This window comes from Ihubacter massiliensis (genome assembly GCF_024125305.1).
GTDB classification, from domain to species: domain Bacteria; phylum Bacillota; class Clostridia; order Peptostreptococcales; family Anaerovoracaceae; genus Hominibacterium; species Hominibacterium faecale.
In genome coordinates, this window is record NZ_JAMXVH010000001.1 from 1925619 (window position 1) to 1951841 (window position 26223).

Genomic DNA, 26223 nt, shown 5'->3' on the forward strand with positions numbered 1-26223 from the left:
TCTTTACTTTTCCGTTTTTGATAATCTCTTAAATTCGTGTGCCAGGCAGATGACTGCGATGATGCATGCTAGTGCATCCGCGAAGGGCTGTGCCATCCAAACGCCATTGAGGCCGAACAGCTTTGGAATCACAAACAGCATCGGCACTGCGAAAATCAGCACTCTGGTTGTTGAATTGAGGATAGCCAGCTTGTTGTTTTCGATCCCGATATAGTAGCCGCCAACCAATGTGGAAACATTGCCGAAGGCAAACATTAGGATATAAATTCTCATGGCGCTGACGGTGATGTCGGTCAGTTCACCCGCATCTCCTGCGAAGAAGCTTACGCACGGCCGGGCTGCTATGAGAATGATCACCTGCAGGGCCAGCAGCACGAGAAAACTCTGGCCGACGCCGGTCTTTAACAGCTGTTTGATTCTTCCGTTTTCATTGGCCCCGTAGTTGACGCTGGCAATGGGCTGGATACCGGCTGTCAGCCCGGTGGTCAGACAGTTCATGACGTAAACGATATATGCGTTAAAAATACCGAAGGCCGCGATATGCAGGTCATTGCCGCCATAAGCGATCAGCTGCCTATTGATGATGACCGTTGTAATGAGCGGGCAAAGGTTGAAGAGGAACATGGGAAAACCGATCTTGATTGATTCCCAAATGTAATCAAATCTGATTTTCAAATCCCGTTTTCTTAACTTGAAAGGATTGGCGGTCCCCTGCAAATAAGGAATCAACAGAACCGTACCGGCAACGCCGATTATAAAATCAGTAGCCGAAGCTGCGGTTTCAATATGCAGCTTAAAGGCCATGATGTATTCCACAAGGATGGCCGCCAAGCCGGAGGCAACAAAGATGATCGCCGCCATACGGGGCTTTTCCGCCAGCCGGCAGAAATAGTAGCCAATCTGGCCGAGAACGCTCAGAGGCAGAAATGAGAAAAACACCAGCCCATAAGCTCGGGCGTATGGCAGAATGGCATCTGTCGCGCCTAAGAATCTCAACAGCGGATTGAGGAAAAGGATGGACAGAATTCCGATTACCACTGTCAGAATTAAGGCGAATAAAAGGGTGCTGCCATAGACGTTTCTTGCTTCATCCCGTTTCCCCTGCCCCAGTTTGATACCGGCCAGGGTCGATGCTCCTACGCCGAACATGGCGCACAGTCCCATGCAGAAATACATCAGTGTAATACAGACCGCAATTGCTCCCAGAGCCAATTCCCCTACAGCGTTGCCCATAAAGTACCCGTCGATAATGACGGCCAGACAGGAGAACATAACACCTGCCACCGAAAGCAGCGCATACTTCCAAAATAGTTTAGGCACATGGCCTGTCAGCAGTTCACTGTTTTCATTTTTTAATACAGTTTCAGACATTTTCATTATCTCCTTTAAATTTATGAAGGATTAGAAGCTAAAAAAGATATACCTTTTACACTTAAAAGTATATCTTTATCTGAATATTTTATAAATTGTCTAAAAGAATCGAAATTTCCCGATCCATGCTCCTTTTAGATAGGTCAATGGTCTTTTTTGCTACTTTTCACTTGGCGAAAAAGACCATTATTCCTGCGAAGCGATAAGTTTGATCAACTCACCCCGGTGGACACCTGGAATTTAGAGAGAATGCTGTAAACATGCTTTTTGGCCGTTGAGCTTGAAATGTAAAAGATTTCGCTTAGATCATCGTTGGAATAGCCTTTTAGCACATAGGGTATGATTTCCTTCTCCCGTCCGGAGAGTTTTTGGTAAGCCTGCATAGTCTTGAAATCCATAAAGCGATTTTGCTGTTCAATGAGCAGATAGCCGATGATACTTTCCATATGGCCGATGAACAAATCTAAAATGTAGAGTTCCCGATCCGACAAGGGCCCGTTCATTTCATCCCGAAACAAAGTTATACAGCTTATAAGCCGGTTTTCCAATTTAATAGTCAGGCCGCCGCCGTACTTTTTCCCCTGGGGGGCCAGCCATTCCCGATAGATCGTTGTTTTCTGTTTCTGCTCTTCATTGATGAGATCGGTATCGCGGTAAGAAGTCGATTTGGGAAAGCTGAGAATTTCATTGGTATAGTCCTGATCCGCATATTTTTCATTATATTCCCTGATACTGCTGGCCGGTAAATTGATGCCTGCATATTGCTGCTCCCGCACGGTAAAACCATTATCGATTATGGTGAACGCAGCAGAACGAAACGGTATCAATTTGCGAATCAGCAGCAGAAAGGTCTCTCCAAACTGCTTGAGATTTTTCGCCGCATAAATCTCTTTTATAATGTCGTTGATCAGCAGGCATTCTTTTTCTGTCAGCATGTATACAACCTCCCAAAATGTGATTGTTTTATTATATCACGCTTTACCGGTTTCTTATCCAAGTTCCGTATCAAAAATTACCCCTTGGCTGGTTTATCAGGCCTGCACGGCCGCCTTTCCTTTTTTGTATCTCATATAACCGGCATAGAAGACAATTCCGGCCAGCATCAGGATGCCGCACAAATCGTACGCTGCCGCATAGCCTGCCCGGTCAATGACTGCCCCGCCAACAATTGGGCCAATGCCCTGCATAATGTCCGGCCCCAGATAATAGGTGCTGCTTGCCACGCCGACCCGATCCTGGGAAACGGAAGTCATGCACTGGGACTGAAGAGAGGGCTGCCCGGCGCCCTGCCCCAGTGCTTTTAGCGCCGCCGCAGCCAGGAACATGGCCATACACCCGGCATTTCTCAGGATGAACATGCTGACAGCCCCGACCAGATACGCCGGATAGAGAATGACCGCCAAGCCCTTTTTATCATAAATCCTTCCCGCAAAGAGCCTGGACAGCAGAATGAAAGCCGCGCTCACGGTAAAGTAGATGGAAATGTCGTCGATTCCTTTCGTCTCGCTGTAAAGTGCGATAAATGTGTATTCGATACTATTAGCAAAGGAAAAGAGTCCTGCAAGAAAAGCAAAGACGATCACTTCTGTGGCTATAAACTGTTTTAAAGAAAATCTGCGGCCCGCCGCCTGCGGCAGAGCTTTGCTCTCCTGGATTTTCTCTGATTCAGCATCTGGCGTTTCCCTTTGTTCTTGATTGGCAACAAACAGGATCACCAGTGTTGCCGCGGCGGACATGACTGCAGCAATGAAAAAACTGTTTATGTATCCGTAGGTTGTTCCGATTTTCAGTCCCATTCCGGGGGCAAAGGCTATGGCAATAATAGGCCCGATACCGAAGAATCCGATTCCCTGGCCCATCTTCCCCTTCGGTATATATCGGGTTACCAGCACCAAAGAAACCGTCGTATCAACGGCAAAGAAAATTCCGTGCACCACTCTTACGAAAAACAACCCTGAAAAACTGCTGAACACGGCATATCCGCAGCAGGCAGCGGTGATGATGGCGCCCGCTGCCAGATATAGTCTCTTTTGATTCATCTTATCCGCCGCAATGCCGCTCAGGGGCCTGAAAATCAGCGCCGTGATGGAGAAGCACCCTGACAGGACACCGGCCAGCGTAACGCTCATCCCCAAACCGGTCACATATTTGGGGAGCACCGGATTGATCATATTGAAGCTGGTAAACAAAAGCGTGTTGATGATCATCAGCAATATATAGTTTTTGTTAAATATTTTTTCTTCTTTCATTTTATCCCTTCCTATCTTTACATTATGCACGTTCCTTGGTCATGAAGGCAAATACTTTTCCCTGAAATATAGAACCTTCACTAATTGGAAAAGATAAAATAGTCAGGTTGCACATCCGCATGCTCCCGATTTCATTTGCTTCCCCGGTGATTCTATTATAAAATAAACAGAACAGGGTAAGTAACGTTTTACCCAATTCTTTATCAGAGGTAATCTTATGAAAATCATCAACTATTTATTGCAAACGCTGGGGAGCACGGTAAAAAACATCCATATAAAAAACGATCTGCGTACAATCCCGGTCCAGATTGTGCTCCTGGACAGAAATACGCCGATACCCGCAGACAGCATTTGCATAGGAACCATTGATGAAATCGCCGCTGTCATGAAACATTATGAGATTCCCAAGAGTGTGGTTTTTTTTGCGCCTTTGGAGGAACAGGCTCAGTCCGCTGCCGCACCGGCGGTCAGCTTAGTCGAAACCACGCTGAATTTGATTCCTCTATACAATAAACTGAACCAGGCATTGCTTTCCCTGCGAAAGGCTTTTCCCCAAGTAGGCTCACTGGAATCATCCTTTGATGTCTTTTTCCGCAATATCGTCTCCAGGGAGCTTTCCTATGAAGATGAAATCAAATCCGGTTTGTACGAGCTGCCCTTCCAATCGGCAGAAGCGTATAATCTATTTGTCATTGAAGCCTCAGACCCAGGCCGTTTTCAAAGTGCTCCCGAAGAAATCAAAGCTGATCTTAGGAACGCTTTTCCGACTTCCAATGTGACGTTGTTTTCCAACCGGGCGGTCGTCATGTATCACAGCCCCGGTCGATCGATCCACCTGGCGGTGGAAAGACAGGAAGCGCTGCAATCCATTTTGGAAAAATACGACGCTTATGCCGGGATCAGCAACCATACCCGCAACTTTGAAATGATTCGCACGGAATATCTGATTGCTAAACGAATTTTGTCCATTGCCAGAAAAATGTTCCCGGATTCGGGAAAACGGATTTTTACCCAGGAAGAGTATGGAACCTACTTTATTTTAGATTTGTGCTACCGCCAGTACGAGCAGATCTGCCACCATGATAATGTCCTCTATTTAACCCATCCGGGTCTTGCAGCTTTGATTCGTTATGATACGGAGCATAACACCAATCTGCGGGAAATTTTGCTGTGCTATCTCCTGCACGATCGCAATTTGACCAAAACATCGCAAATTCTCTTTATGCACCGCAACACCACCATGAATAAGATCAATCGAATTGTAGAAATCGTGGAGGATGATCTTGAAGATCCTTTAATCCGGCAGCGCCTGCTCTTTTCCTGCATGCTCTATGACTATTATGAAAAGTATAAGCAGAAATCCTTTAAACTGCTGCCTGTACTGGAAACGGACGGGAACAAAACACCATAACGCCTGGAAGAAAAAACGTATGCATGTCTGTCAATATGAATTTTATCGATATTTCCTGAATAATAACAAAAGAGACTGACACTTTTCAGCCTCTTTTTTCTTCTATATAACTTTTTTCTCCTTTAAGGCCTGCAGTTCCTCATCGGAAAGTCCCAGGATCCCTTGATACACTTCCTGGTTGCTTTCTCCCAGTCCCGGAGAAGGTTTATAGGGAACATGGTTTTCCGACATCCTGGATGCAAAGCCGGGGACCACCAGTTTGCCTCTGTCTTTGGTCTCCAGCTCCACCATCATACCCCGTTTTCGCAGGTACGGATCCTTGGTAATGTCATCACAGTCAAGAACTGCTCCAGCCGGGATATCCGCTTTGCAGAGAATATCCATCGCCTCCTGTTTGGTATGCTGGCCGGTCCATTCTTCAATAATTGGATCAAGCACATCTTTGTATTGGAATCTGGAGCGCGGCGTGGCAAATCGTTCGTCTTCCAGCAGATCCGGTCTGCCGATGATCCGGCACAGATTGGAAAAATGCTTGCTGCCCGGGTGTCTGGAGCAATAGATATGTACATAATCGTTTTCGCCGAACGGTTTGCACGGATACATACCGGCCGGTCCCACATCCTCCAGCGGCATGCCGTTGCCCACTCTTTTCGGCGGTCTGCCTTCCCGGTAATAGGGCTCCCAGCTGGAACGTCCGAATGCGATGACCACATCCTGCATGGCCACTTCAATTCTCTGTCCGACTCCGGTCCGTTCTCTTTGCAGCAAGGCCGCGATCATGGACATGGCGCACATATAACCGGCTCCCGAGTCCGCCAGATTCAATCCGGATTGGAGAGGCTTTCCTCCCGGAAATCCGGTAATAGCAGGCATTCCTCCCACTGCCGTAGCAATGGGGTTGAAGGCAGGATAATCCTTATAGGGGCCATCCATGCCAAAACCTTTGATCTGGGCATAGATGATCTTCGGGTTGATCTCCTTGCACTTATCATATCCCAGCCCCAGCTTCTCGATGGAGCCCGGTCCCATGTTCTCGACAATGGCATCGGCTTCTTTCAGCAGTTGGTAGATCAAGTCCAGCCCTTCCGCGCTCTTGAGATTACATGTAATGGATTTTTTATTCATGTTAACAAGGATAAACCCCACCGAATCCTGATCCGGCTCTGCAATGGAGTACCGCCCCAGCTCGCCGGTTCCCGGACGCTCTACCTTCCAGACTTCCGCGCCCATCCAGGCCAGCGTTTCCGTACAAACCGTGCCCGATTCAAATTGTGTCAAATCCAATATCTTATATCCTGTTAAAGGTCCTGTTTCTGTCATCTTTTTTCTCCCTTCCCGATGATTCGATCCTGTAAGAATGTTTCCACTGCTTCGGTCATTGTTTCCTGGTTCCATTTTCTCGCATCCACTGGATCCGCTCTCAGCTGGAGCACGGGAATTCCCGCATCCTCCAGCCGTTTGGTAATGAAGTAAGAGCCTTCTACCGCCTGCATGCAGTTTTCCGGAACCAGATAAACAACACCGTCAATTTTATTATGCCTGGCCTCTGAGACAAACCATTGGGCATTCCAGGGCGGCATATGGAGAAAGTCCTCCATGCCGATAAACCTGGCTGCAAGGGCCCGCAGCGGATCATCTTCCACGTGGTTTCGGATATATGCGTCTGCCCCCATAGCCAGATACATGGACCAAATGAACGCGGCGCCGTATTTTTTTTCAAAATATTGATAAAAGCCCAAATTAAACCAGAGCCCTCTGCCGATCCACATCAGCCGTATTTTTTCATTGGGGCATGCTTTGTGACCGGCATCCACCATGGCCTTGATTTCTTCGTAAAATTTTCGGGCATGATCGGCAGCCCATTGGGTTCCCCGCTGCCACTGGGCCTGCATCACTGCATTCACCGTATCGGCAATGGTAACCGGGGCCGGCACTGTATCAGCAATTAAATCCCGCGCCTTTTTATAATAACCTTCCTGCTCATTAATTAAATTCATGACTTTAATCAGTTGATTTTCATCGAACATTCGCCCGGTTTCCATTTCCAGAAAGCGAATGAATCCTTTCAGCTCCTCTACAGCCGCATCCAGGCGCTCGCTCTCATAAAGCTCTTCCCAGTTGTCCGGAGCTTTCTCCCACCAACGGTCCGGGGCAATGGCAGGGATGGTATTTTCGATGGGATAAAACTTGGCGCCGTATTTTTGGGCCAGCAGCTCGAAGATTCTTCCCTGGCTGTCGCAGGTCAGGCGCGTGATTGCCAGGGTGGGCCTTGGAAGCCCTCCCCACGGTCCCTTCTCCGGTTCCGGGTCCATGCTTCCGGCAAAAGCGGTGGCGCAATAGCTGCACAAGTCGTCCCGGTAACCGTTTTCCCGAAGGAAGTTAAAGTAACGCGGAGACATCTGTTTGGCGGAGCAAATGGCCGCCCACCATTGATTAACAACAAATGGTATATCCATAGCCCTTAGAATTTCCAGCGGCACATCCGCATTGATGTAAGCAAAGGGTTCTCCGCCGGCGACACGATCCTGCAGTCCGAAAAACCATTCTTTCTGATATTTGCTGGCTGTTTTTGCAGCCTCCATACTTTTAACGGATCTCTGTCCTTTCATCGGCTTTTTTTCTTCCGACATACCCTTACACCTCCTTGATGCTGCTTGCAAACTCTTCTAATTTTGTCTTTAACGATTCGCCCTCTTCCACTCCATAGGGCCGGCCTGTCAGCTGGAGCATGGGGATTCCCATCTCCTTTAAAGCCTTTTTCTGCTCGGGGAAATCCCATGACGGAGCATCGTCGTAGAGATACGTATAGGCAATTACACCCTCCGCTCCGCAGGCCCGGGCGCTGCGGCAAATCGCCTCTACCCGCTCCGACACGAAGGCCCGTTTAGTTCCCGGGCTTCGGAGCATGTAGCGGTCCACGATACCCTTTATGGGCTCCAGGCTGGTATCGATCTTTTTGTTCCAGTGACGGTCTCCCCAATCGTGGTCCTCACCAACGACCACCATTCCATGCTCTTCCAGCAGCTGATAAAATCCGCTCTGTTCCTGACCGCTGCCGGTGAGAAAGAGTTTGACGCCGGAAACGGTTTGCCATGCAGCTGCTTCCTGCAGCAAGTCTTCCAAAAGCACCGAATGGGCGTCCTTTTCCATATAGAAGGAGGAACCTATGATGACTAACGCTTCGGAGCCGTTGATTCTGCCTTCCCGTCTCAGAGCTGCCATCTTCTCCAGCAGCTCCCGGTTTCGATTGCACTGATCGGCGGCTTTCAAAATTTCCTGGTCATCCAGTTTTTTCCCAGACCAGGCCTCCAGCTTTTCCCGGAACTGTCCCACGATCTTTTCATTGCGGACCTGGTGCATTCTGAATCTGGTAAAGAGCCAATCAATGAAATACAGCTCGGGGATCGGTTTTTCCGGTTCTAATGCTGCCACCTCCCGAATATAATAGTAGATTCGAACCAGCGCATCCGTTGAATTGGAAATGATCAGGCAGTCCATCAAATCGGCATTTGCGCCGTCAATAATCTTTTCGAACTGGGACCTGAGGACCGGCGGAAAGGCAAATTCCAGATATTGATCCGCCTCCTTCATGGATATGTCAGGTGTTCCGTAAATCCGGTAGGGCAGTATATCCGCCGCCATCAAAAGTTCCTCCGGCACGTCCCACCCCAGGATGCCTGCTACCTTTTTCCCTTGGGCTTTCCAATCCCTGGCTATGCTCTCCCGATTGTCGTAAATTTCCTTTAACTTTTGAAACGCTTTGCTGTTTAATGCTTCTTTTCGAATGGTCATTTTATCCCTCCTTGCTGCTTGACAACGGGAAGCGAGATGTAGGATGTATGTACTGCGTCGCGATAAATAGTTACCGCAGGCGGCTCTGCTTCCTGTATAAAATAGACTTTCTGACAGGCACATGTGATGGTGACACGGATGCGATGGCCCTTGCAAAAGAGGTGGGAAAGGGGCTGAAGATCCATTTGCAGGCGGTAAGGCTTTCCCGGTGTAAGCTTGTGTTCATCTTCTTGACAGCATCTGTGCCACGGCAATCCCAGAAAATCGTAGGGCGGCTGGGAAACTGCACGAAGAGAAGCCCGCAGCTTGCCGTCGGAAAGATAGGTGCCTTTCCCCTCTTCGTCCACATCGATCAAGTGTACAAAGAAATCCCCGTCGTCGGATGAAGAGGAAATCCATAAGTCCATTGTCGGATGACCCGTCACCGTCAAATCCTGTTCCAAAGGCTGGCTGGTATAGGTCAGGCCTTTTTTGTCCCGATCTTCAGTTTGGGTGTGGTTATCGATGTTTTCCCGGATGTCGTAAACGACCTGGTATTCATCCTGTCCCGACTCTTCTTCAGGCGCGTTTTTACTCAGGCCGCCGTCATTGATCGAAGGGGCGGTTTTCGACGTTTCTCCGCCCAGGAAAAAACTCTGTCTTTCTGTATCGGGCAGAGGCCAGCTGCCGGCAAAGGACCATTCCCCGCCTTCTCTGGCATTTCCTGTGCTGTAGTAGATAGGAGGTTCTTCCATCAGACCGTTTTCAATATCCTTCAGCCAGTAATCAAAGAATCGCAGTTTTTCGGCGGCCATATCGAATCCAGGGCGGTGGTCCATGTGCCACCAGGGCCCAAACAGCAGCTTCTTGGGCTGCTTCAGGTTGCAGTACATCATCATCGTATCTCTTCGAAAGACATCTCTCCATCCGCCGTACAGATAGAGTGCTGTCTGTGCCTGATTGATGTCCGCCAGATACGTTACATGGCTGATATCCTCCCACAACCTGGTATCCGTATCCTCGCACCAAGAATCCCGATAAGGGCAAGCCTTCATGTTCTCGGCCTGCCGGGTACTGAATCTATGCTGCACGACCGCCTTTTCCAATTCTGCTTTTGCAGCCTCACTTTCCAGCTCACCCACCGGGACATTGCGCAGATCGTCCAAATAAGCGGCATCGGGCTGGGTACCAAATGCTCTCAGGCTTCCGCCCCGAACCCAGCCGTCGTATTTATCCAGATCGGTCATACCGATAAAGGCAGCTTTCAAGGCCGGCGGTCTTTTTCGCAGCATCTCCATCTGAGTGGCTCCGTAATACGAGTAACCGAATGTACCCACCTTCCCATTGGACCAGCTCTGCCGGGCCAGCCATGCGCACATTTCGTATCCGTCCCATGCTTCCTGGTCGCTGTTCACAGATTGCCGGAATCCAAAAGAAGCGCCTGTGCCTCTGACTTCCGCCGCTGCAAACACATAGCCGTGGGACACCAGCAGCTTTGCCTGCCCCAGTGTGTCTTCCTCCAGGTCCGGCGCATACTCTGTCCCATCGGTGAACTTCCCTGTAGCAAACACGGTGCGGTAATCATAAGGTGTGAAAATCCATACCACCGGCAGGGGTTCTTCTTCTAATACGCCCTGTCTGGTGGGACGGTAGTAATCGACTGCGATTTTCACGCCGTCCCGCATCTTTACATATTCAGAAAATCGTTTCCAGCCGTCATAGCTTGTTTCGCTGTATCCGCTGTAAACGCCCGGCTTTGATATTTTTTCCATGGTGGTCTCCTTTCCCCATCCATTGGGCTTTGTTTTCTTTGTAAATTCAGAATACCACAGGTCTTTACCGCCACCTAGCAGATTGCTTTTTGTAAGCGCAAAACTGTAATTCTGTCACATTTTTTTCCGGCAATTTGTTCATGTTGCACATGCCTTTGCATGAAGTTGGTATAGAAAGAAGCGATGTTGAAAATGGAAAACAGCTTTGGGATGCATTAGGAAGCCTTAGGCAGTCATGGGAATCAGGTTTGCTCTTTTAATCTGTATTTTATTTCCATTTCTATTCGAAACACGGTAGTTTAGCGGCAATGTCCATAGGAATCTGAGCTTTTTCCGCTATTTTCCGCAAACTGCGGGGAAGATCCGGGCGCCAGGGGGTCAAGTTAGCGCAAACTTTCATAATCAAATGTGTAGAATGGAGCAAGTTAGTTTCATTTTTCCAATCGTTTGTAAAAAGCTCATTAGTTTTATATGGACAAGCATGCTGAATTTGCCCATTTCGAATAGGTTTTTGCAAAAAAACTTAAAATCGGGTTGTGCCGTCCTGGCCGGGGCGGCCGCATGAGTGTTTCCAAAAAAAGAACGGCACCAGCCGCTTGCTGCCAAGCGGCTGATGCCGGTGTTATTATGCTCTACATCTGAACTGAGGGCTGCATGAATCAAATCAGTTTTCAGCAGATAGCTCCTGGTTTTCTACTTGATCTGTATTTATAAAAATCAGTTCGTCAGAAATTTTATTATATTTTTTTATCACATTATCTTTCGAAATCAGATACGCGGACTTTTTATCCAATAAGAGAAAGGATTCCGATTTCCCCTCAGGCTCCTTTAGTAAAAACAAATTAGGAACCGGCGTTTCTCTATAGGCTCCTTCAGTTTTCTTCTCAAATTGCTTATAGGAATAAAACTTTAATTGGTCCTGTTCATCTTTCGAAAACGCTATGTAGCTCTCTTTATTATCTAATTCGGCATTATCGTCTATATGCTCATAGGTGCCAGTAATATCAAATCCATTTTTGTATAAATTCAAATCATACTGCTGTTTTATAATAATAGCGCACATGCTGAGTAATAACACAACGATCATTACCCAGGAGCCGCCCTCCTTGCAATAGCCCTGGGCCCCTGATAAATCCCTGTTCTTGCTCTTACTTTCATTTTTTTGCTCCCGTGGTTTTCTGCTTCAAATGCAGCGGCAGCAATAAATCCGTATCTTGATTGCGGACACCTGCCTCAATGGACCAGGCGTGGTCGATTACGGCGGTCAGTCTCTTCTCGGGTGTATAAAGGGGCCACTCTACATCAATATGGTTTCCGTTGGGATTGCCATTGCGGACAAAGTTGGCCCAGCAGCCGTGAAGCTCTTTTTCCAGCTTGCCGCAAGGCTGATTTCCCTGCACCGGTTCACCCGTCTGCAAATCCATATATACCAGATGATCCTTTTTCATATTGGTGTAAGGGATCTCAAAGCAATGCTGCGGCCGAATCTTCGCTCCTTGTGGAAGGAAGGATATGTAATACAGGTAAGCCTTTCCGCCTCCCTGAGTCTGTGCATTTGCCGTTACCACAGCACCCAGCCTGAGAAGCGCGTCATTCCATAAATCCTGGTATGCGTTTTTCCGGTCTCTTTTTGGATCGTGGGATACAAATTCTTCGATCAAATCCGGCGTGAGGGCCTGAGGGAAAACGCCTGCCGCCGCTTGGCAAATTTCCTCTTCTGTCATATAAAACCCTACGGTATCAAATTCACCTGCCACGGTACCGATCATCAGCGGAATATCAGCGGCTTTTCCCTCTCGCAGCTCCTGACAGGGATTTTCCGGAAAAATCCCCTGGCCCCAGACCTGTTCAAACGCCCCTGCATCTCCGGTTCCCAGGCCTTTGGCCAATTCCTGCCCTGCCTGACACAGCTGGTCTGCAGGCATTTTTAATAAATCCTCCAGAGACTGCGCTCCGGCAATCTGGTAAAAACGATCCGCCAGCATGCGCGCATCCTCCTTTGTCTTTAAAAAGGCGTCGGAGCATGCGGTGCTTTGGCAAATTACTTTTTGAAAGTACGGTCTAGCTTCCGGAATCGCCATTAGACTTGCCACTGACATTCCTCCGGCAGACTGGCCTGAAATTGTCACCTGCTGAGGATCACCGCCGAAAGCCTGGATGTTTTCATGAATCCATTGCAGCGCAGCGATCTGATCCAGCGTCTGCAGGTTCGTGCTGTCCGCATAGATTCCCTCCTGGTCAAACCTGCTCAAATCCAGGCTGCCAAAGATGTTAATTCTGTAGTTGATATTCACATAGACGATATCCGGGCTTTCAGCCACAAACTGGTCACCGCAATATACGCCGTTATAGCAGTCTTTTCGGTTGCTGCCGGTGGCATAGCATCCGCCGTGGATCCAGACGAGGACAGGTTTGCCTTTTTTCTGTGGATCCGCTGTCCAAATATTTAAGGTCAAACAATCCTCGCTCATGGGCGGCGCAGTCACCCATTCTTCTTTTTGTACTTCCTGCCAACATGCAGGCCCGCATTCCGCCGCCTCAAAAATTTCTTTACTAGCTTTCAGCGGCTGGGCTTTCTGCCAGCGCTTCGGGGGCTGGGCATAAGGAATTCCCAGGAATTCGATCACGCCATTTTCCAATTTATGTCCTATATAGGTTCCTGTTGTTGCTGTTACTGTCGTATTCATAAAATTCTCCTATGCTGCTTTTTTTACTTTCCTGATCTGTGGCTCTACATTATTCCTTCTCATCAGATAAAGGACAACCATCAAAATGAATCCGATCCCACACATGATGGTGCAAACGGTAAAGGTTTTGGTGTAATCCCCAGTATCCGTTCCGCCCAGCACACCCAGCCATGGGGAAAGGGCCGATGCGATCAAAATGGATTGGTAGCAGATGGAATAGTTGAATCCAAAGTTTTTTGAACCGAACAAATCGCTGACAACGACAGGATGTATGGTCGCAAAACCGCCGAAGCAGAAACAAAAGGCAAAGGCGCAGACTGTAAACCAGATCACCCCGTGATCCCCTGCGAAAATCAGTCCTGCTACGCAAACCGTTCCCACGCCGAATAGAACAACGCTCACGAGCAAGCGGTTGAGCCTGTCTCCAATCGGTCCTACGATTCCGCAGATAATGCCGACAACGCTGACTCCGCTTACAAGAAACGCCGATTGCATGGCCGTAATCGGCAGCATGTCCTGGGCGATCCAGGAAAGCTGGTATGTGAGCAGCATATAGGTGGATGAGCCTAAAATCGGTGCGATGAAAACTACGTAAAAGGCCGGATCCTTCAGCATACCTTTCCAATCCTTTTGTACGAACTTTCCATCTTCCTCCGCCGCATTGTCTTCGCCATAGTCTGGAGTGTCATATCCGGCCGGAATGTAGTCCTGAGGCGCATTGGGGAAAAAGATAATTGAAATCACACCAATTGCAGTAAGGATCAAACCAACAAATACAAATTGCATATCAAAGCCTACGGTGTCAATCAGTTTCTGGACCAGCGGCGGCAAATAAACGCCTCCAATGGGAATTCCTGTGCAAGTAATAGCTACCGCAAGGCCTTTCCAATCAGGAAACATCTTGATGACATTATCATATACGGCGATATAGACGACAGCCTGCTGCCAGGAAAGAAAAATCACTTCCGCTGCGGCAAAGCCAGCAACTCCATCCAGGAGAGCGCACATCAATTCACCGACAGCGAATGCGATGATCGCAGATAGGATGACCTTCGTCCCGCCGAATTTATCCACACATTTTCCGCCGATCAGTGTCATAAGCGCTCCCGTAAGGGTTAATGCCGTATAAATACTCGCCATCCCGGCATCCGTCGCTCCTCGCAGCTCAATCATCGGCTCTACCAGCAAACTCCAGATATAGCCGATTCCCAGTGTTGACATCAACAAAAGAGCCGCGGCCAGGGCAACCCACCTTGTCTTGTCAAAATTTTTCGTACTCATTTGCATTTTCATAATGAACTCCTTTGAATCATGACAATCATTGCGTTTAGTATTAACGTTGAATTCATTATATTCTTACAATTTCAATATTTATATGGATCATTCATCTGCAAAAACCCCCAATTACATCATTTTTTTACTATAAGAAATATACCCTTCAAAAACTCAATAGGACCGCCATTCCGCATAAGTCTTGTGGCTCATCCCGGAAAGATTGATGGACGGCATGGGAATTTGGTGGGCCGCAAGTTGTGCTTTTGAAAAATAATAGAGGATATACTGCTGGATAATATGGCGGATTTCGTTTACGTGATAAAACCGGTTCGCCCGGCTCTTTTCGTTATGCTTTTTATGCCATTTGCGATGATTGGCCGGGGTTGTACCGTACCATTGTTTAAAGGTTTTGTAATAAAATTTGGGGTCGGAAAATCCGCAGTTATAAGAAATGGTTGAAATGGTATCGCTGGTAGCCAGCAAATCGATTTCAGAATGAAAGACCCGCAGCAGAGCCAGGTAATTGTTGAAGGTATCGTCAAAAATTTTGTTGAAATATACAGACAAGTAGTTGGGGTTTAAATGTTCTATGCTGCTCATGGACTTTAAAGTAAGTTTTTCCCGGTAGTGGGTATTGAGATAGAGCAGCATGCGGTCAAAGCGCTCCTTGGACCAGGCGATGTCCACATCATAATCTGCGATGCAGTACACGCTGAAATATTGGATCAAAATCTGCGTCATCTGATCTGCAATCGCCTGAAAGGTCTTGGTCTGCGGTTCGTAGTCACCGGTGAAGATATAGAGCGCGGAGAGAATGAGATCGTGCAGCTCTTTCAAATGTGTCTTCTGGTGCGGACCGGAAAGATCGGGTGTCAGTTTGAACATAAAATTCCCCAGATTCTGTCCTTGAAAGAATGGATGGGAAAAATCCAGATAAAAGGAAACGATCAGATTATCGCCCTGCCCGTCGATGCCGTGTACCTCATTGCAATTTATGCAGAGAATCTGCCCGGTTGCCAGGGGAATCGTTTCATAGGAGGAAAGGACAGAGGCTGACCCTTTCAGGCAGTAAATCAGTTCCAGCGTATCTTTGTGATAATGAGTAGGCTCATCAGCAGCCGTATAGATGGAAATGCCCAGTGGCGTTTTTGCGATGTATTTGGGGACCGCATTCTCTACGATATTCATGTTGCACCTCTTTTTCATCAAATCATCCGCATCCATTGTATGTTTCCTATTATTCTTGCAAAGGGCGTACCAACAAAAATGCTCTGTTTTTCAAGTCCCAGAACGGACGCAAAACCGCTTCTATTCAAAAGAAAATAAAAGCGGTTTCAAACCTCATCAGATAGATGGTTCAGCCCTATTCCAACTTAAATACAATATTTTAATTCGAATAGTCTTTGTCCAAACTTCTGCCGTTTTTCCCGGCCAGCCGCAAAACAGCGAAAACCACCGCCAGGGAAAGGATTCCAAGGCCCACCACGCCATAGAAGGTGGCAATGTAATTTCCAGTCATCGTATAAAGCTTCCCCGCCAGCATCGGTCCAAGCAAAGCCGCGATGATCAGCTGGGTGCTGATGATGCCAAAGTTGGAGGAAAAGTATCGCGGCCCATAAAAACGAATGACCACGGCTGAACTGGAAGTTGGCGCTGCCCCGAAGCTCAAGCCCACCAAGATGCAGCCGGCAATGAGCAAGGGCAGGCTCTCAACAGTCACCGCAGCCGCTATGGTCACTGCGGCAATGAGAAATATGGCACAAATAAGAAGCAATGTTTTTTTCACACCCAGCTTGTCATACAAGAGCCCATATACAATCCGCCCCGCGCCGTTGGACACGGAAACGATACCGGCGATTACAGCCGCCAGTTCCCCACCGGCTCCCATCTGAATCGCGCAGGGAGCGATGTGGCCCATCAAAGCCAGCCCTGCCGCGCTGATAAAGATCAGCCAAACATACAGAGCTTTAAAATCGCTGCTTCTGGTCATTTGACCAGTTGTCAGGCTGCCTGCTTCGGACTCGCTTTTCTTCTCCGGTTTATTGGATTTTGGTTTCACTGTAGATTGGAGCATAACGCCTTCTGCCAATATCAGGATGCCAAAGAGAATGCCCAGGATCAAAAAAGTCGTCCTCCAGCCAATGGCATTCATAAGGGCCGAGCAGACCGTGCCCAAAATCATCGCACCCAGACCGAAGCACATCATCAACATACCGGATGACAGCCCCTGTTTTCCGGGAAACCATTTGCTGGGAATGGCGATCATTTCTACATAGGCAAAGCCTACGCCAAACCCACAGAACATCCCGTAAAAAATATAAAAATGCATCAAAGCCTGTGCTCTACTGGCTGCGGCAAAACCCGCGAACAAGAGAATTGCCGCAATCAGTAAACTAAGGAGGGCTTTGTCTTTTCGCTTATTAAATTGTCCTCCGGCCATGATTCCCAAGGTCATTGCAATCATGGAAATGGTAAAGGTGAGAGAAGTCTGCGATCGCTGCCAACCGAATTCCGTTTCCAAAGGAACAACAAAAATCGACCACCCGTATACCAGACCTAGACAAAGCATGGCAATCAAGGTAAAGACAAACATTGGTATTTTTCTATTCATGAGACCGGTCCAATTCTTCCATAATACAAGGAATGATCTCATACAAATCGCCGATCAAACCATAGTCCGCCACTTGAAAAATGGGAGCATGGGCATCCTTATTGATCGCCACAATATAGTCGGATCCGTCCATCCCGGCCAAGTGCTGAATGGCGCCGGAAATCCCGCAGGCAAAATAGATGCTCGGCCTTACCGTGCTTCCCGTCTGACCGATAAGATGGGAATGGTCAATCCACCCGGCATCGACGGCCGCCCGGGAAGCGCCCACCACGCCGCCTAATTTTTTCGCGAATTCTTCCAAAAGGGCAAATCCTTCTCCACTTCCCAATCCGCTTCCGCCTGATACAATAATGTCTGCATCGGAAAGGGATACTTGTTCCTTGATGGATTTTACGGTTTCCAAAACCTTGGTCCGAATATCACCTTTTTGGAAATTCACCTCAAGGGGAATCACTGTACCTTGGCGCTGCGGATCAAAAACAGCCGCCTCCATAACGCCAGGCCTTACTGTGGCCATCTGCGGTCTGCTGTGGGGACAGAGAATGGTAGCCATCAGATTTCCGCCAAAAGCAGGTCTTGTCTGATGAAGATTCCGTTCCTCGTCGCCGATTTCCAACCTGGTACAGTCCGCCGTCAGCCCCGTATCCGCTTTTACAGCCAGACAGGGACCTAAATCCCTTCCAATGTGGGTCGCTCCCAAAAGAACGATTTCCGGCTTATACGCAGAAATCGCCTCTCCGATTACCTTTGTATAGGCATCGGTTCTATATGTATCAAGCTCTTGGTGGTCCCCTATATATACCTTTTCTGCGCCGTACCCGATCAGCTCTGAAGCCAAATCCGATATCTGATGTCCCAGCACCACCGCGCAAAGCTCTGTGTTCAGCTCATCGGCCAGCTTACGCCCCTCACCTAAAAGCTCGGCAACCGCCGGCATCAGCTTGCCTTCTCTTTGTTCAGCAAACACCCATACGCAGCGATAGGCCTCCCGATCAAAGGTCTGTGCCGCCTCTTCACTCTTTTCAATGGCATCGAATTTACAAACCTCGATACAGTTTCCGCACTGGGTGCAGCCGGGCTGAATGACAGCCGTCTTATGCTCCATGGTAATTGCATCAAAAGGGCACGCCTTTACACACAATTCACATCCTTTGCAATTCTCGTTTATTATCTTAACAGCCATGTTTTTCCTCCCGCTACCATACGTTTTTTTCTTCTAATTTAGCGACCAACGTCCTTGCCATTTCCTGGGGCGTACCTTTCAGCATCTCCCCCTGTCCCTTTAATTCAGGTGCAAAAGAGCGGACAACCCTTGTCGGCGAAGCCTCCAGACCGCATCGCTGCACCGGCAAATCGATATCATTGTGATCCAGCGTGATGATTTCTTTCTCGTAAGCATCCACAATACCTCCCCCGCTCATATACCGGGGCGTATTCAATTCCTTTACCGCAGTGATCAGACAAGGCAGAGGCGTTTCAATGACTTCATAGCCGTCCTCCAGCTGCCTCTGTACAATCGCTTTTCCCTCTTTTATCTTGATATCCTGCGCATATGTGACCAAGGGCAGTCCCAGCCGCTGGGCAAGCTGAGGTCCCACTTGAGCTGTGTCGCCTACAATTGACTGCCGTCCTGCCAGGATCAAATCAAAATCTCCGATTTTTCGAATGCCGTATTCCAATGTCACGGATGTGGCATAGGTGTCCGCGCCGCCAAAAGCATGGTCCGAAAGAAAGTAAGCGTCATCCGCGCCCATGGCAAGGCATTCACGAATCATAAATTTGGCAGCCGGGGCTCCCATGGTCAAGATCGTTACGGTAGTTCCTGGATTGGCATCTTTCATCGTAAGCGCGGCTTCCAGCGCATTGGCATCATCTGGGTTGAGGATCGATGGTACGCCTTCTTTGATCAAGGTACCTCTTACCGGATCCATCTTTAAATTAACATCGGTTGTATCAAGTACGCGTTTCGCGCAGACCAGTATTTTCATCATCATTCCCTTCGCCTCCTGTTATTTTTTCAGCAGCTGCCCTGCGATTACCATCTGCTGCACCTGTGATGTTCCTTCATAAATGGTAAAGACTCTGCAATCCCTATAGAAGCGTTCCACTTTATAATCTTTAATAAATCCGTATCCTCCATGGACCTGAATCGCTTTGGCGCATATTTCATTGCAGGCTTCAGACGCGTACCATTTAGCCATGGATGCCGCTTTGGACGCATCCTGACCGGTGTCCTTCAAATAAGCAGCCTGGTAGGTCAAGAGTCTGGCTGCTTCCAGCTTTGTCGCCATACCTGCGATGGTGAAGCTGATCGCCTGAAAATCTTTGATCTTTCTTCCGAATTGGGTTCTTTCCTGAGAATACTTGATCGTCTCCTCAAGAGCGCCCTTAGCCACGCCGATTGATTGGGCCGCTACGCCGATTCTCCCGCCGTCCAGCGTTTTCATAGCATTGATAAAGCCACGGTTTTCTTCTCCCAGCCGGTCCCTTTTATGAACCCGCACATCCTTGAGGATGATATCCGAGGTGGGCCCGCCGATAATGCCCATTTTTTTCTCCGGCAGCCCAGTGGATACGCCTGGCAGCGTCATATCTACGATAAAAGCGGAAATTCCTTTGGTGCCCCGCTGGGGATCCGTTTTGGCGAAGATAATCGCATAATCGGCCTCCGGCGCATGAGTAATAAAACATTTCCTGCCGTTGAGTATGTAATGGTCTCCGTCCTTGACAGCCGTCGTCTGCATGCCGCCCGCATCAGATCCTGCTCCCGGCTCGGTCAGTGCAAAGGAGATGATCCGCTTCCCTTTTGCTAGCGGGATTAAATATTTTTCCAGCTGTTCTTCCGTACCCGCTGAGAGCAGCGGCCCTCCGCCGAGGGAATTGGGTGTATTGGCATAAATGGCCGATATGGCACTAACGCTGGCCAGCTCCTCGTTGAGAATTACATATGCCCTGGTATCGAATCCTGCGCCTCCCCATTTTTTCGGTATCTTAACTCCAAAAAATCCGCACTCTGCCATCTTATCCAGGATTTCTCTCGGATAATGGTTGGTTTCTTCGATTTCATCCAGCAGCTCCGGCTTCAGTTCTGTTTGGGCGAACTGTTTCACCAGCTTTCTGAATAATTGGTGCTTTTCCGTCAAATACATGCTTTTAACCTCCTAAGTATTGGTTTAAATTTCCCCATTCTTCATGAAAGATCTCTTCACTCATCGATTTCAAGTCCTTGGAAATGGCCGGAACAAAATCCATGTTCGCCAGAATATCCTTTTCCAAATCCATTCCCGGAGCAATTTCCATAAGCGTCATCTTGCCGTCCATCAGCTGGAAAACGCATCGTTCGGTGATGTATAAGACTTGCTGATCCTCGCCTTTATAGGCCCCTGCGAAGGTAACCTGCTCCACCTTTTCCTTGAATTTTTTAATGCTTCCTTCTTCCACAACCGTTATTTTTCCATTGCCAGTTTTCAATTTGGCTTTTCCCATAAAAGTACCACAAAAAATCACTTTGGGCGTCGCCTTTGTAATGTTTATAAACCCGCCCGGCCCAGTCAGGCGCGGGCCAAATTTACTGACGTTGATATTTCCATCTCGATCGGCTTCTCCAATTCCCAGGCACGTGACGTCCAGGCCGCCGCCGTCGATCAAATCGAACATATCGCCGTGAACCATAATCGCTTCCGGATTGTAAGCGCTGCCGAAATTGGGCAGGGCCGCCGGAACGCCTCCGACCATGCCGCTTTCCGTTGTCATCACGACTGCTTCAGAGAGATTCTCTTCTGCGAGAATCTTGCCCATTTCCGCCGGCATTCCCACACCCAGATTGAGGACATCACCGTTCTTCAATTCCATCGCGCATCTTCTGCATATTACCTTTCGTTCATCAAAGGGCAAAGGCGGCAAAGCGCGGAGCGGTTTTTTGATTTGCCCGGAAAAAGACGGTTCATAATAAACGCCTTCTGTCTGCCAGCATGCTTTCTGATCACTGGCCTGAACCACATAGTCCACCAGCACGCCGGGAATCTTGACCTCCTTTGGCGCAAGGGTACCCGCCTTTGCCAGATATTCTACCTGAACGATGACGATTCCTCCTGTATTTTTAGCAGCGGCAGCTACCGACAACCCTTCGTTTATTACGCTTTCCCGTTCAAAGGAAATATTTCCATGTTCATCGGCGATTGACCCTCGCAGCAAAGCCACATCCACATCAAAGCCTTTATAAAAGAGGTATTCTTCGCCATCCAGCTCTTTTATCTCTACCAATTCGGTCTTGGTACATTGGTTCATTTTTCCCCCTTCCAGCCTGGGGTCGACGAAGGTTCCCAGTCCGACCTTGGTCAGCAGTCCAGGCCTCCCGGCGGCGATTTCTCTCCAAAGATTGACGATAACGCCCTGGGGCAGACAGTGACATTCCAGCTTGTTTTCCACTGCCAGTTTGCACAAGGAAAAGGCAGAACCTACGTGAGCCGCGGACCACTTGGTAACCAGACCTTCATATCCCAATCTGGTTGTTCCCCGTTCTTTCCAATCTCCCATGGCGCTCCCCTGCTTTAAATTCAAATCTCGGGGATGCCCTGTTTCCTGAAAGCGGTCTGCAATGGCGCAGGCGATTTCTTCCGCCCAGCCGGACAATCCCATTCCCGCAAGACCGATCGTCGCCCCGTCCGGTATCAGCTGCGCGGCTTCTCTGGCTGTAATCACTTTTGTCATGACTTTCTCCTTCCAACTATCTGCCTCAAAACAAAATTCGTACCTTTAACTTACCATAAACCTTGGGATTGGTCAGGGGTTGGGGAAAAACATGTATGCTTTGCATATATTGGACGGGCCGAATTGTAAAATTTACACATCTTTGCATTGAGACTACTGCTGGGAATAATCCCGCTGTCAAATTGCTGGCGCGCTGAACAACAAGAAGAATACGCAAAAACTCCGCCTTCACGGCGGAGCGGTTAAAATCGGGAACATGTTATTGGAAGAATAAGGCGTTTTCATTATGGTAAACCAAAAAACTTTTGTGCCGGGCCGATACACCACTGGCACGCTTGGCCTGCTATGTCCTGAGTTACAAGTTCTTTTTACAGATATCCGTACCGTTTCCTTTTGGCGGCAATAAAGCTGCCAGTCACGCCCAGGGCCAGCACTTCCGCCACAATGATCGAGCACCAGATGCCGTTGAGACCGAACAGTATCGGCAGAAAGATAATAGCTGATACTTCAAAGATCATCACTCGCACAAAGGATATAATCGCCGAAACGACGCCATTGCTCAATGCAGTAAACAGTGCGGAACCAAAGGTATTAAAACCTGAGAACAGAAACGCGATGGAAAAAACCCGCAGTCCATGGCTGGTCATTTGCCAAAGCTCCTGGTCATAGCCCACGAACAGCTTGGCCAGCGGCCCGGCAAAGGAAATAGCCGTTATCGCCAGAAGAAGTCCAACAACCGCTATGATCCGAAAGCTCTTTTTAAACATATTCTGCAGCTCGCATTTGTTCTTCGCACCGTAATGAAATCCGAAGATGGGAGCGCAGCCCACCCCGTATCCCAAATATATGGAGGCAAAGATAAAATGCACATACATGATTACACCGTAGGCCGCAATACCGTTTTCCCCCGCCAGCCGCATCAGTTGAAAATTATAGAGTACCGTGACGATGGACATGGAAATATGGGTCATCAATTCCGATGATCCGTTGATACAGGTTTTTAAAAGGATCGCTCCCATAAAGCGCGTTCTTCCCAATCGGAGGAGACTGGTATTCTCCCGCAGGAAATATCCCAGAGGAACCAGGCCGGCCACAAGCTCGCTCATGGCCGTAGCTATGGCAGCCCCGGCAAGTCCCCAATGAAACACAACAATAAAAAGAAAGTCCAATACGATATTGGTACATCCGGCAGCCACTGTAATCAACAGGCCCATCCGCGGTTTTTCCGCAGTAATGAGAAATGCCTGAAAGACATTTTGCAGCATGAAGCCGGTCAAAGAAGCCATCATGATTCTCCCGTACAGAACACAGCTTTCCAGCAAGTCTCCTGATGCTCCCAGGAATCGGGAGATAGACGGCATAAAAACAAACCCTAACATAGAAATTGCAAGGCCGCCTCCAACCACAACATAGACCAGCATCGAAAAATATCGATTGGCTTTCTCATGCTCACCTTCTCCGAGGGTTTTAGCCACAATAGCGCTGCCCCCAGTACCTACCATAAATCCGAGGGCGCCAAGAATCATCAGTACCGGCATAATCAGGTTGATGGCGGCGAACTGGGTTTTTCCCACAAAATTGGATACGAACAAACCGTCTACCACGCCGTAGATGGAAATAAAGACCATCATCATGATAGACGGCAGTACGAACCGAAACAATCTTCCATATGTAAAATGATCGGATAATTTTATCTGCATAAATCAGCCTTCTCCTACGATTATTTCATCCCCCGCCCATTGATAGACGCCGTTTAAGCCCGCCTGCCGGGTAATCGTCTCCATATAGGCCAGCACCTCCTGGCCACCTTCTTTACGGCTGACAATACGGGTTATACCGTCTTTGCCTACGATAGCCGGCAGGAATCCGTTTCGGACGATTTTTCCCTCTTCAATGTGGCATAATGCGGCGATGGTATAGACGGCCTGCGGGTGAAATGGATAGGTGGGATAGTTTCCGTCTGGCACAAATCCGAACATCTCCATGCGTTTGTGCGCCCAGCCTTCAGGATCAAAATCCGCGGTTTTGGAACCCTTTTGGGCCTTAAAATCCGGCCGCAGCGACGGAACCCATGCAATGAAGTTATTCAGGCCATGATAGATAGCCTTGCCTTTATATAGCTCCACTCCTCGCAGCAAATGCGCGTGAGAAGCAAATACAACATCGGCCCCCGCATCAATGGCCGCATACGATACTAATTTTTCATATTCCGCCAGCTTAGCCGGTTTATGAACCAGCCCTTTATGAAAATAGACGGTCAGGATATCGCACCGGAGCCGCAGCGCTTCGATCTGTCGGATCATACTGCAAAAGGAAGTTACCTCCGGGCTGGTCTTAATGCTTGTCGGCGGTCCTCCCGGATTTGCCACATCGCCCAAATCATATTGGGTCAATATTTCCACATAAGCGCCGCCGGCCTTGTCCGGTCCTTCCCAGGCAGCCTTCGGCCCCGTGCAGTTAAAGTTAAGAAAACCAAAGCGAATGCCCTCTTTAACCATAATAACCGGGCGTTCGGCTTCCTCCTGATTCATTCCGCCCCCTGTATGGGGAATTTGATTTTGATCCAGCCATCCAAGAGTTTGGGCAATGCTCTCTGTTCCCCCGTCGAACATGTGATTGCCTGAAAGGGTGAGTACATCGAAAAAGTCTTTCAGCGGCTCCAGATTGGTCAACTCCCGATGAAGGTCGCCATAGGCGGCAATGTCGTTTCCATACATGACTTCCAGCTGACCTAACCGAATATCGGCGTTCTTTAATGCTTCTGCCACACCGGAAAAATACGCTGCGGAATCTTCTCCTAAAATAATGTCACCTCCGGCCAGCATTGTCAATGGTTTCATCTGTAAATTTTGTCCTTTCTTTCATTTCTTATTCAAACATAAAATGCTGCAGTAATTCTGTATCCTTCTTTCTTGGGAAATCCTTCAAATGCCAGCCGCTGTTGGTTAGCATCATCGTTGTTTTCCGATCCAGCGTATAGGGCGGCCAGTCCATGGCAATATGCTCGCCGCCGGGGTTGCCCGATCTTGCGAAATTGGCCCAGCATCCCTGAATCTCATTTACCAGCTTACGGTCGGGATGATGGCCTTGTACCGGCTCATCAAAGCGCAGATCCATATGAACGGGGGTTTCCAGTTTGTCGTTGAAAAAAGGAATTTCAAAGAGGTGCTGCGCCCGGATCTGGGAGCCCTCGGGAATATAGTCGATATAGTACATATAGGTGTCTGCTCCCGATGCGCATTGGGCCTCCAGGGTGGACAGCACCGGCATTCGGATCGCCATATCGTTCCTGCAGTCCAGATAAGCCTCCCTCAGCGGCCGCTCTTTATCGTTATCTACGAATTGATTGATGAGCGTTTCATCAATGCGGTCGCCGAACAGATCGAGGATCCTCTGTTTTACCGCCTCATCAGGCAGACCAAAAGCTGCAGTATCGTACTCTCCCGATACGGTTCCCGACATCAGGGTAATGTGCTTGGCAACGCCCGCCCGCAGAGCTTCATAAGGCTTCTCTGGAATCAGATTTCCATCCCGCACAGAAGCAAAGGCCCTGGGGAAGCGAGAATTTTCAAAAATCTCCAGAGAATATTCCAGTACTTTTTCCGCCGGAAGCCGCAGCAAATCTTCCAGGGTTTCGGCCCCCGCAAGTCGTGCGAATTCTTCTCCCATACTCCGGCTGTCGTCCAGGGTTTTCTGCGTCTTTTCAAATCCGGAGCTTTCGCAGATAGCCTTGCTGATATACTGATTGACCTCCGGGATGAGCAGCAGGGTTGCCGTGGAATAGGAGCCGGCCGATTGTCCGTAAACGGTGATGTTTTCCGGATCGCCTCCAAAGGCCTCGATGTTTTCATAAACCCATTTGACAGCAGCCATCTGATCCAGGGTCTGCAGGTTGGGAGCATCCCGATATTCTCCCTTTTGGTCGAAGATGGTCAAATCCATGGAACCGAAGTTTCCCAGTCGGTAATTGATATTGACAAAGACCAGATCCCGGCAGTCGGCAGCGAATTTATCGTTGCAGTAATAAGGGATTCGATTGCTGCCGGTCAAATAGCAGCCGCCATGAATCCACAGCATAACCGGCTTTCCTTTTTTATCGATATCATCGGTCCAGATGTTCAAAGTGAGACAGTCCTCGCTCATTGGGGTGCCTTCCTCGTGTTCTTCCGGAAGAATGGGTTGATAGCAGATCGGGCCGAATTCAAATGCATCGATTCTTTCATCAGAAGTCTTTAAAGGCTCGGCTCGTTTCCATCTCTGCGGTGTTTTCGCATAAGGAATCCCCAGAAAATTAATGATGTCGTTTTGATCGATAAACCCTCGGTACTGACCGGTCTTTGCTTTGGCAATTGTATGTTTGCGCATT

General features: G+C 48.6%; 20 protein-coding genes. 1 reads left to right on the forward strand and 19 read right to left on the reverse strand.

What is annotated here, in order from left to right:
- Positions 1-3: 3 nt before the first annotated feature.
- From NIA71_RS09055 to NIA71_RS09065, 3 genes are all read right to left on the reverse strand, one after another.
- Complete coding sequence (locus tag NIA71_RS09055; protein ID WP_253020252.1) at positions 4-1371, reverse strand: MATE family efflux transporter; 1368 nt, start codon at positions 1369-1371, stop codon at positions 4-6.
- Positions 1372-1583: 212 nt separating this feature from the next.
- Entirely contained in the window at positions 1584-2306 is a 723-nt protein-coding gene (locus NIA71_RS09060) for a response regulator transcription factor (protein ID WP_253020253.1), read from the reverse strand.
- 96 nt (positions 2307-2402) lie between these two features.
- On the reverse strand, positions 2403-3620 hold the full coding sequence (locus NIA71_RS09065; protein ID WP_253020254.1) for an MFS transporter: 1218 nt from the start codon (positions 3618-3620) through the stop codon (positions 2403-2405).
- Between the two features lie 217 nt (positions 3621-3837).
- Between NIA71_RS09065 and NIA71_RS09070 the strand changes: the two genes are divergently transcribed.
- Positions 3838-5031, forward strand: a complete 1194-nt coding sequence (locus tag NIA71_RS09070; protein ID WP_253020255.1) for a PucR family transcriptional regulator — start codon at positions 3838-3840, stop codon at positions 5029-5031.
- A gap of 102 nt (positions 5032-5133) precedes the next feature.
- Here NIA71_RS09070 and NIA71_RS09075 read toward each other — a convergent pair whose 3' ends face one another.
- The 16 genes from NIA71_RS09075 to NIA71_RS09150 all read right to left on the reverse strand — a co-directional run bounded on the left by NIA71_RS09075 (position 5134) and on the right by NIA71_RS09150 (position 26222).
- Entirely contained in the window at positions 5134-6351 is a 1218-nt protein-coding gene (locus NIA71_RS09075; protein ID WP_253020256.1) for a CaiB/BaiF CoA transferase family protein, read from the reverse strand.
- Positions 6348-7661, reverse strand: a complete 1314-nt coding sequence (locus NIA71_RS09080; RefSeq protein WP_253020257.1) for a 2-hydroxyacyl-CoA dehydratase subunit D — start codon at positions 7659-7661, stop codon at positions 6348-6350. The genes NIA71_RS09075 and NIA71_RS09080 overlap by 4 nt, the downstream gene beginning before the upstream one ends.
- Before the next feature lie 4 nt (positions 7662-7665).
- Positions 7666-8823 carry a 2-hydroxyacyl-CoA dehydratase subunit D gene (locus NIA71_RS09085; protein ID WP_253020258.1) on the reverse strand — a complete coding sequence of 386 codons (1158 nt, stop codon included), beginning with the start codon at positions 8821-8823 and terminating at the stop codon, positions 7666-7668.
- Complete coding sequence (locus tag NIA71_RS09090) at positions 8820-10574, reverse strand: CocE/NonD family hydrolase (RefSeq protein ID WP_253020259.1); 1755 nt, start codon at positions 10572-10574, stop codon at positions 8820-8822. The genes NIA71_RS09085 and NIA71_RS09090 overlap by 4 nt, the downstream gene beginning before the upstream one ends.
- A gap of 664 nt (positions 10575-11238) precedes the next feature.
- On the reverse strand, positions 11239-11661 hold the full coding sequence (locus NIA71_RS09095) for a hypothetical protein (protein ID WP_148398809.1): 423 nt from the start codon (positions 11659-11661) through the stop codon (positions 11239-11241).
- A 67-nt stretch (positions 11662-11728) separates the two neighbouring features.
- Complete coding sequence (locus NIA71_RS09100; protein ID WP_148398811.1) at positions 11729-13261, reverse strand: carboxylesterase/lipase family protein; 1533 nt, start codon at positions 13259-13261, stop codon at positions 11729-11731.
- Between the two features lie 9 nt (positions 13262-13270).
- The gene (locus NIA71_RS09105) at positions 13271-14554 is read right to left on the reverse strand and encodes an MFS transporter (protein ID WP_148398813.1); all 1284 of its coding nucleotides are present in this window, start codon (positions 14552-14554) and stop codon (positions 13271-13273) included.
- A 153-nt stretch (positions 14555-14707) separates the two neighbouring features.
- Positions 14708-15724: a helix-turn-helix domain-containing protein gene (locus tag NIA71_RS09110; RefSeq protein ID WP_253020260.1), complete on the reverse strand. Its 1017-nt coding sequence runs from the start codon at positions 15722-15724 to the stop codon at positions 14708-14710.
- Between the two features lie 199 nt (positions 15725-15923).
- On the reverse strand, positions 15924-17147 hold the full coding sequence (locus NIA71_RS09115; protein ID WP_253020261.1) for an MFS transporter: 1224 nt from the start codon (positions 17145-17147) through the stop codon (positions 15924-15926).
- Entirely contained in the window at positions 17140-18330 is a 1191-nt protein-coding gene (locus NIA71_RS09120) for an electron transfer flavoprotein subunit alpha (protein ID WP_253020262.1), read from the reverse strand. Before NIA71_RS09120 ends, NIA71_RS09115 begins: the two co-directional genes overlap by 8 nt.
- 13 nt (positions 18331-18343) lie before the next feature.
- A complete protein-coding gene (locus NIA71_RS09125) occupies positions 18344-19135 on the reverse strand; it encodes an electron transfer flavoprotein subunit beta/FixA family protein (RefSeq protein WP_148398837.1) in 792 nt (263 codons plus the stop codon).
- 21 nt (positions 19136-19156) lie between these two features.
- On the reverse strand, positions 19157-20296 hold the full coding sequence (locus NIA71_RS09130; RefSeq protein WP_253020263.1) for an acyl-CoA dehydrogenase family protein: 1140 nt from the start codon (positions 20294-20296) through the stop codon (positions 19157-19159).
- 4 nt (positions 20297-20300) lie between these two features.
- A complete protein-coding gene (locus NIA71_RS09135; protein WP_253020264.1) occupies positions 20301-21857 on the reverse strand; it encodes an acyl CoA:acetate/3-ketoacid CoA transferase in 1557 nt (518 codons plus the stop codon).
- Positions 21858-22225: 368 nt separating this feature from the next.
- Complete coding sequence (locus tag NIA71_RS09140) at positions 22226-23557, reverse strand: MATE family efflux transporter (RefSeq protein WP_148398824.1); 1332 nt, start codon at positions 23555-23557, stop codon at positions 22226-22228.
- A gap of 3 nt (positions 23558-23560) precedes the next feature.
- On the reverse strand, positions 23561-24697 hold the full coding sequence (locus NIA71_RS09145) for a CapA family protein (protein ID WP_253020265.1): 1137 nt from the start codon (positions 24695-24697) through the stop codon (positions 23561-23563).
- Positions 24698-24725: 28 nt separating this feature from the next.
- Positions 24726-26222 (reverse strand): carboxylesterase/lipase family protein, encoded by a 1497-nt coding sequence (locus NIA71_RS09150; protein ID WP_253020266.1) that lies wholly within the window; start codon positions 26220-26222, stop codon positions 24726-24728.
- Position 26223 lies beyond the last annotated feature (1 nt).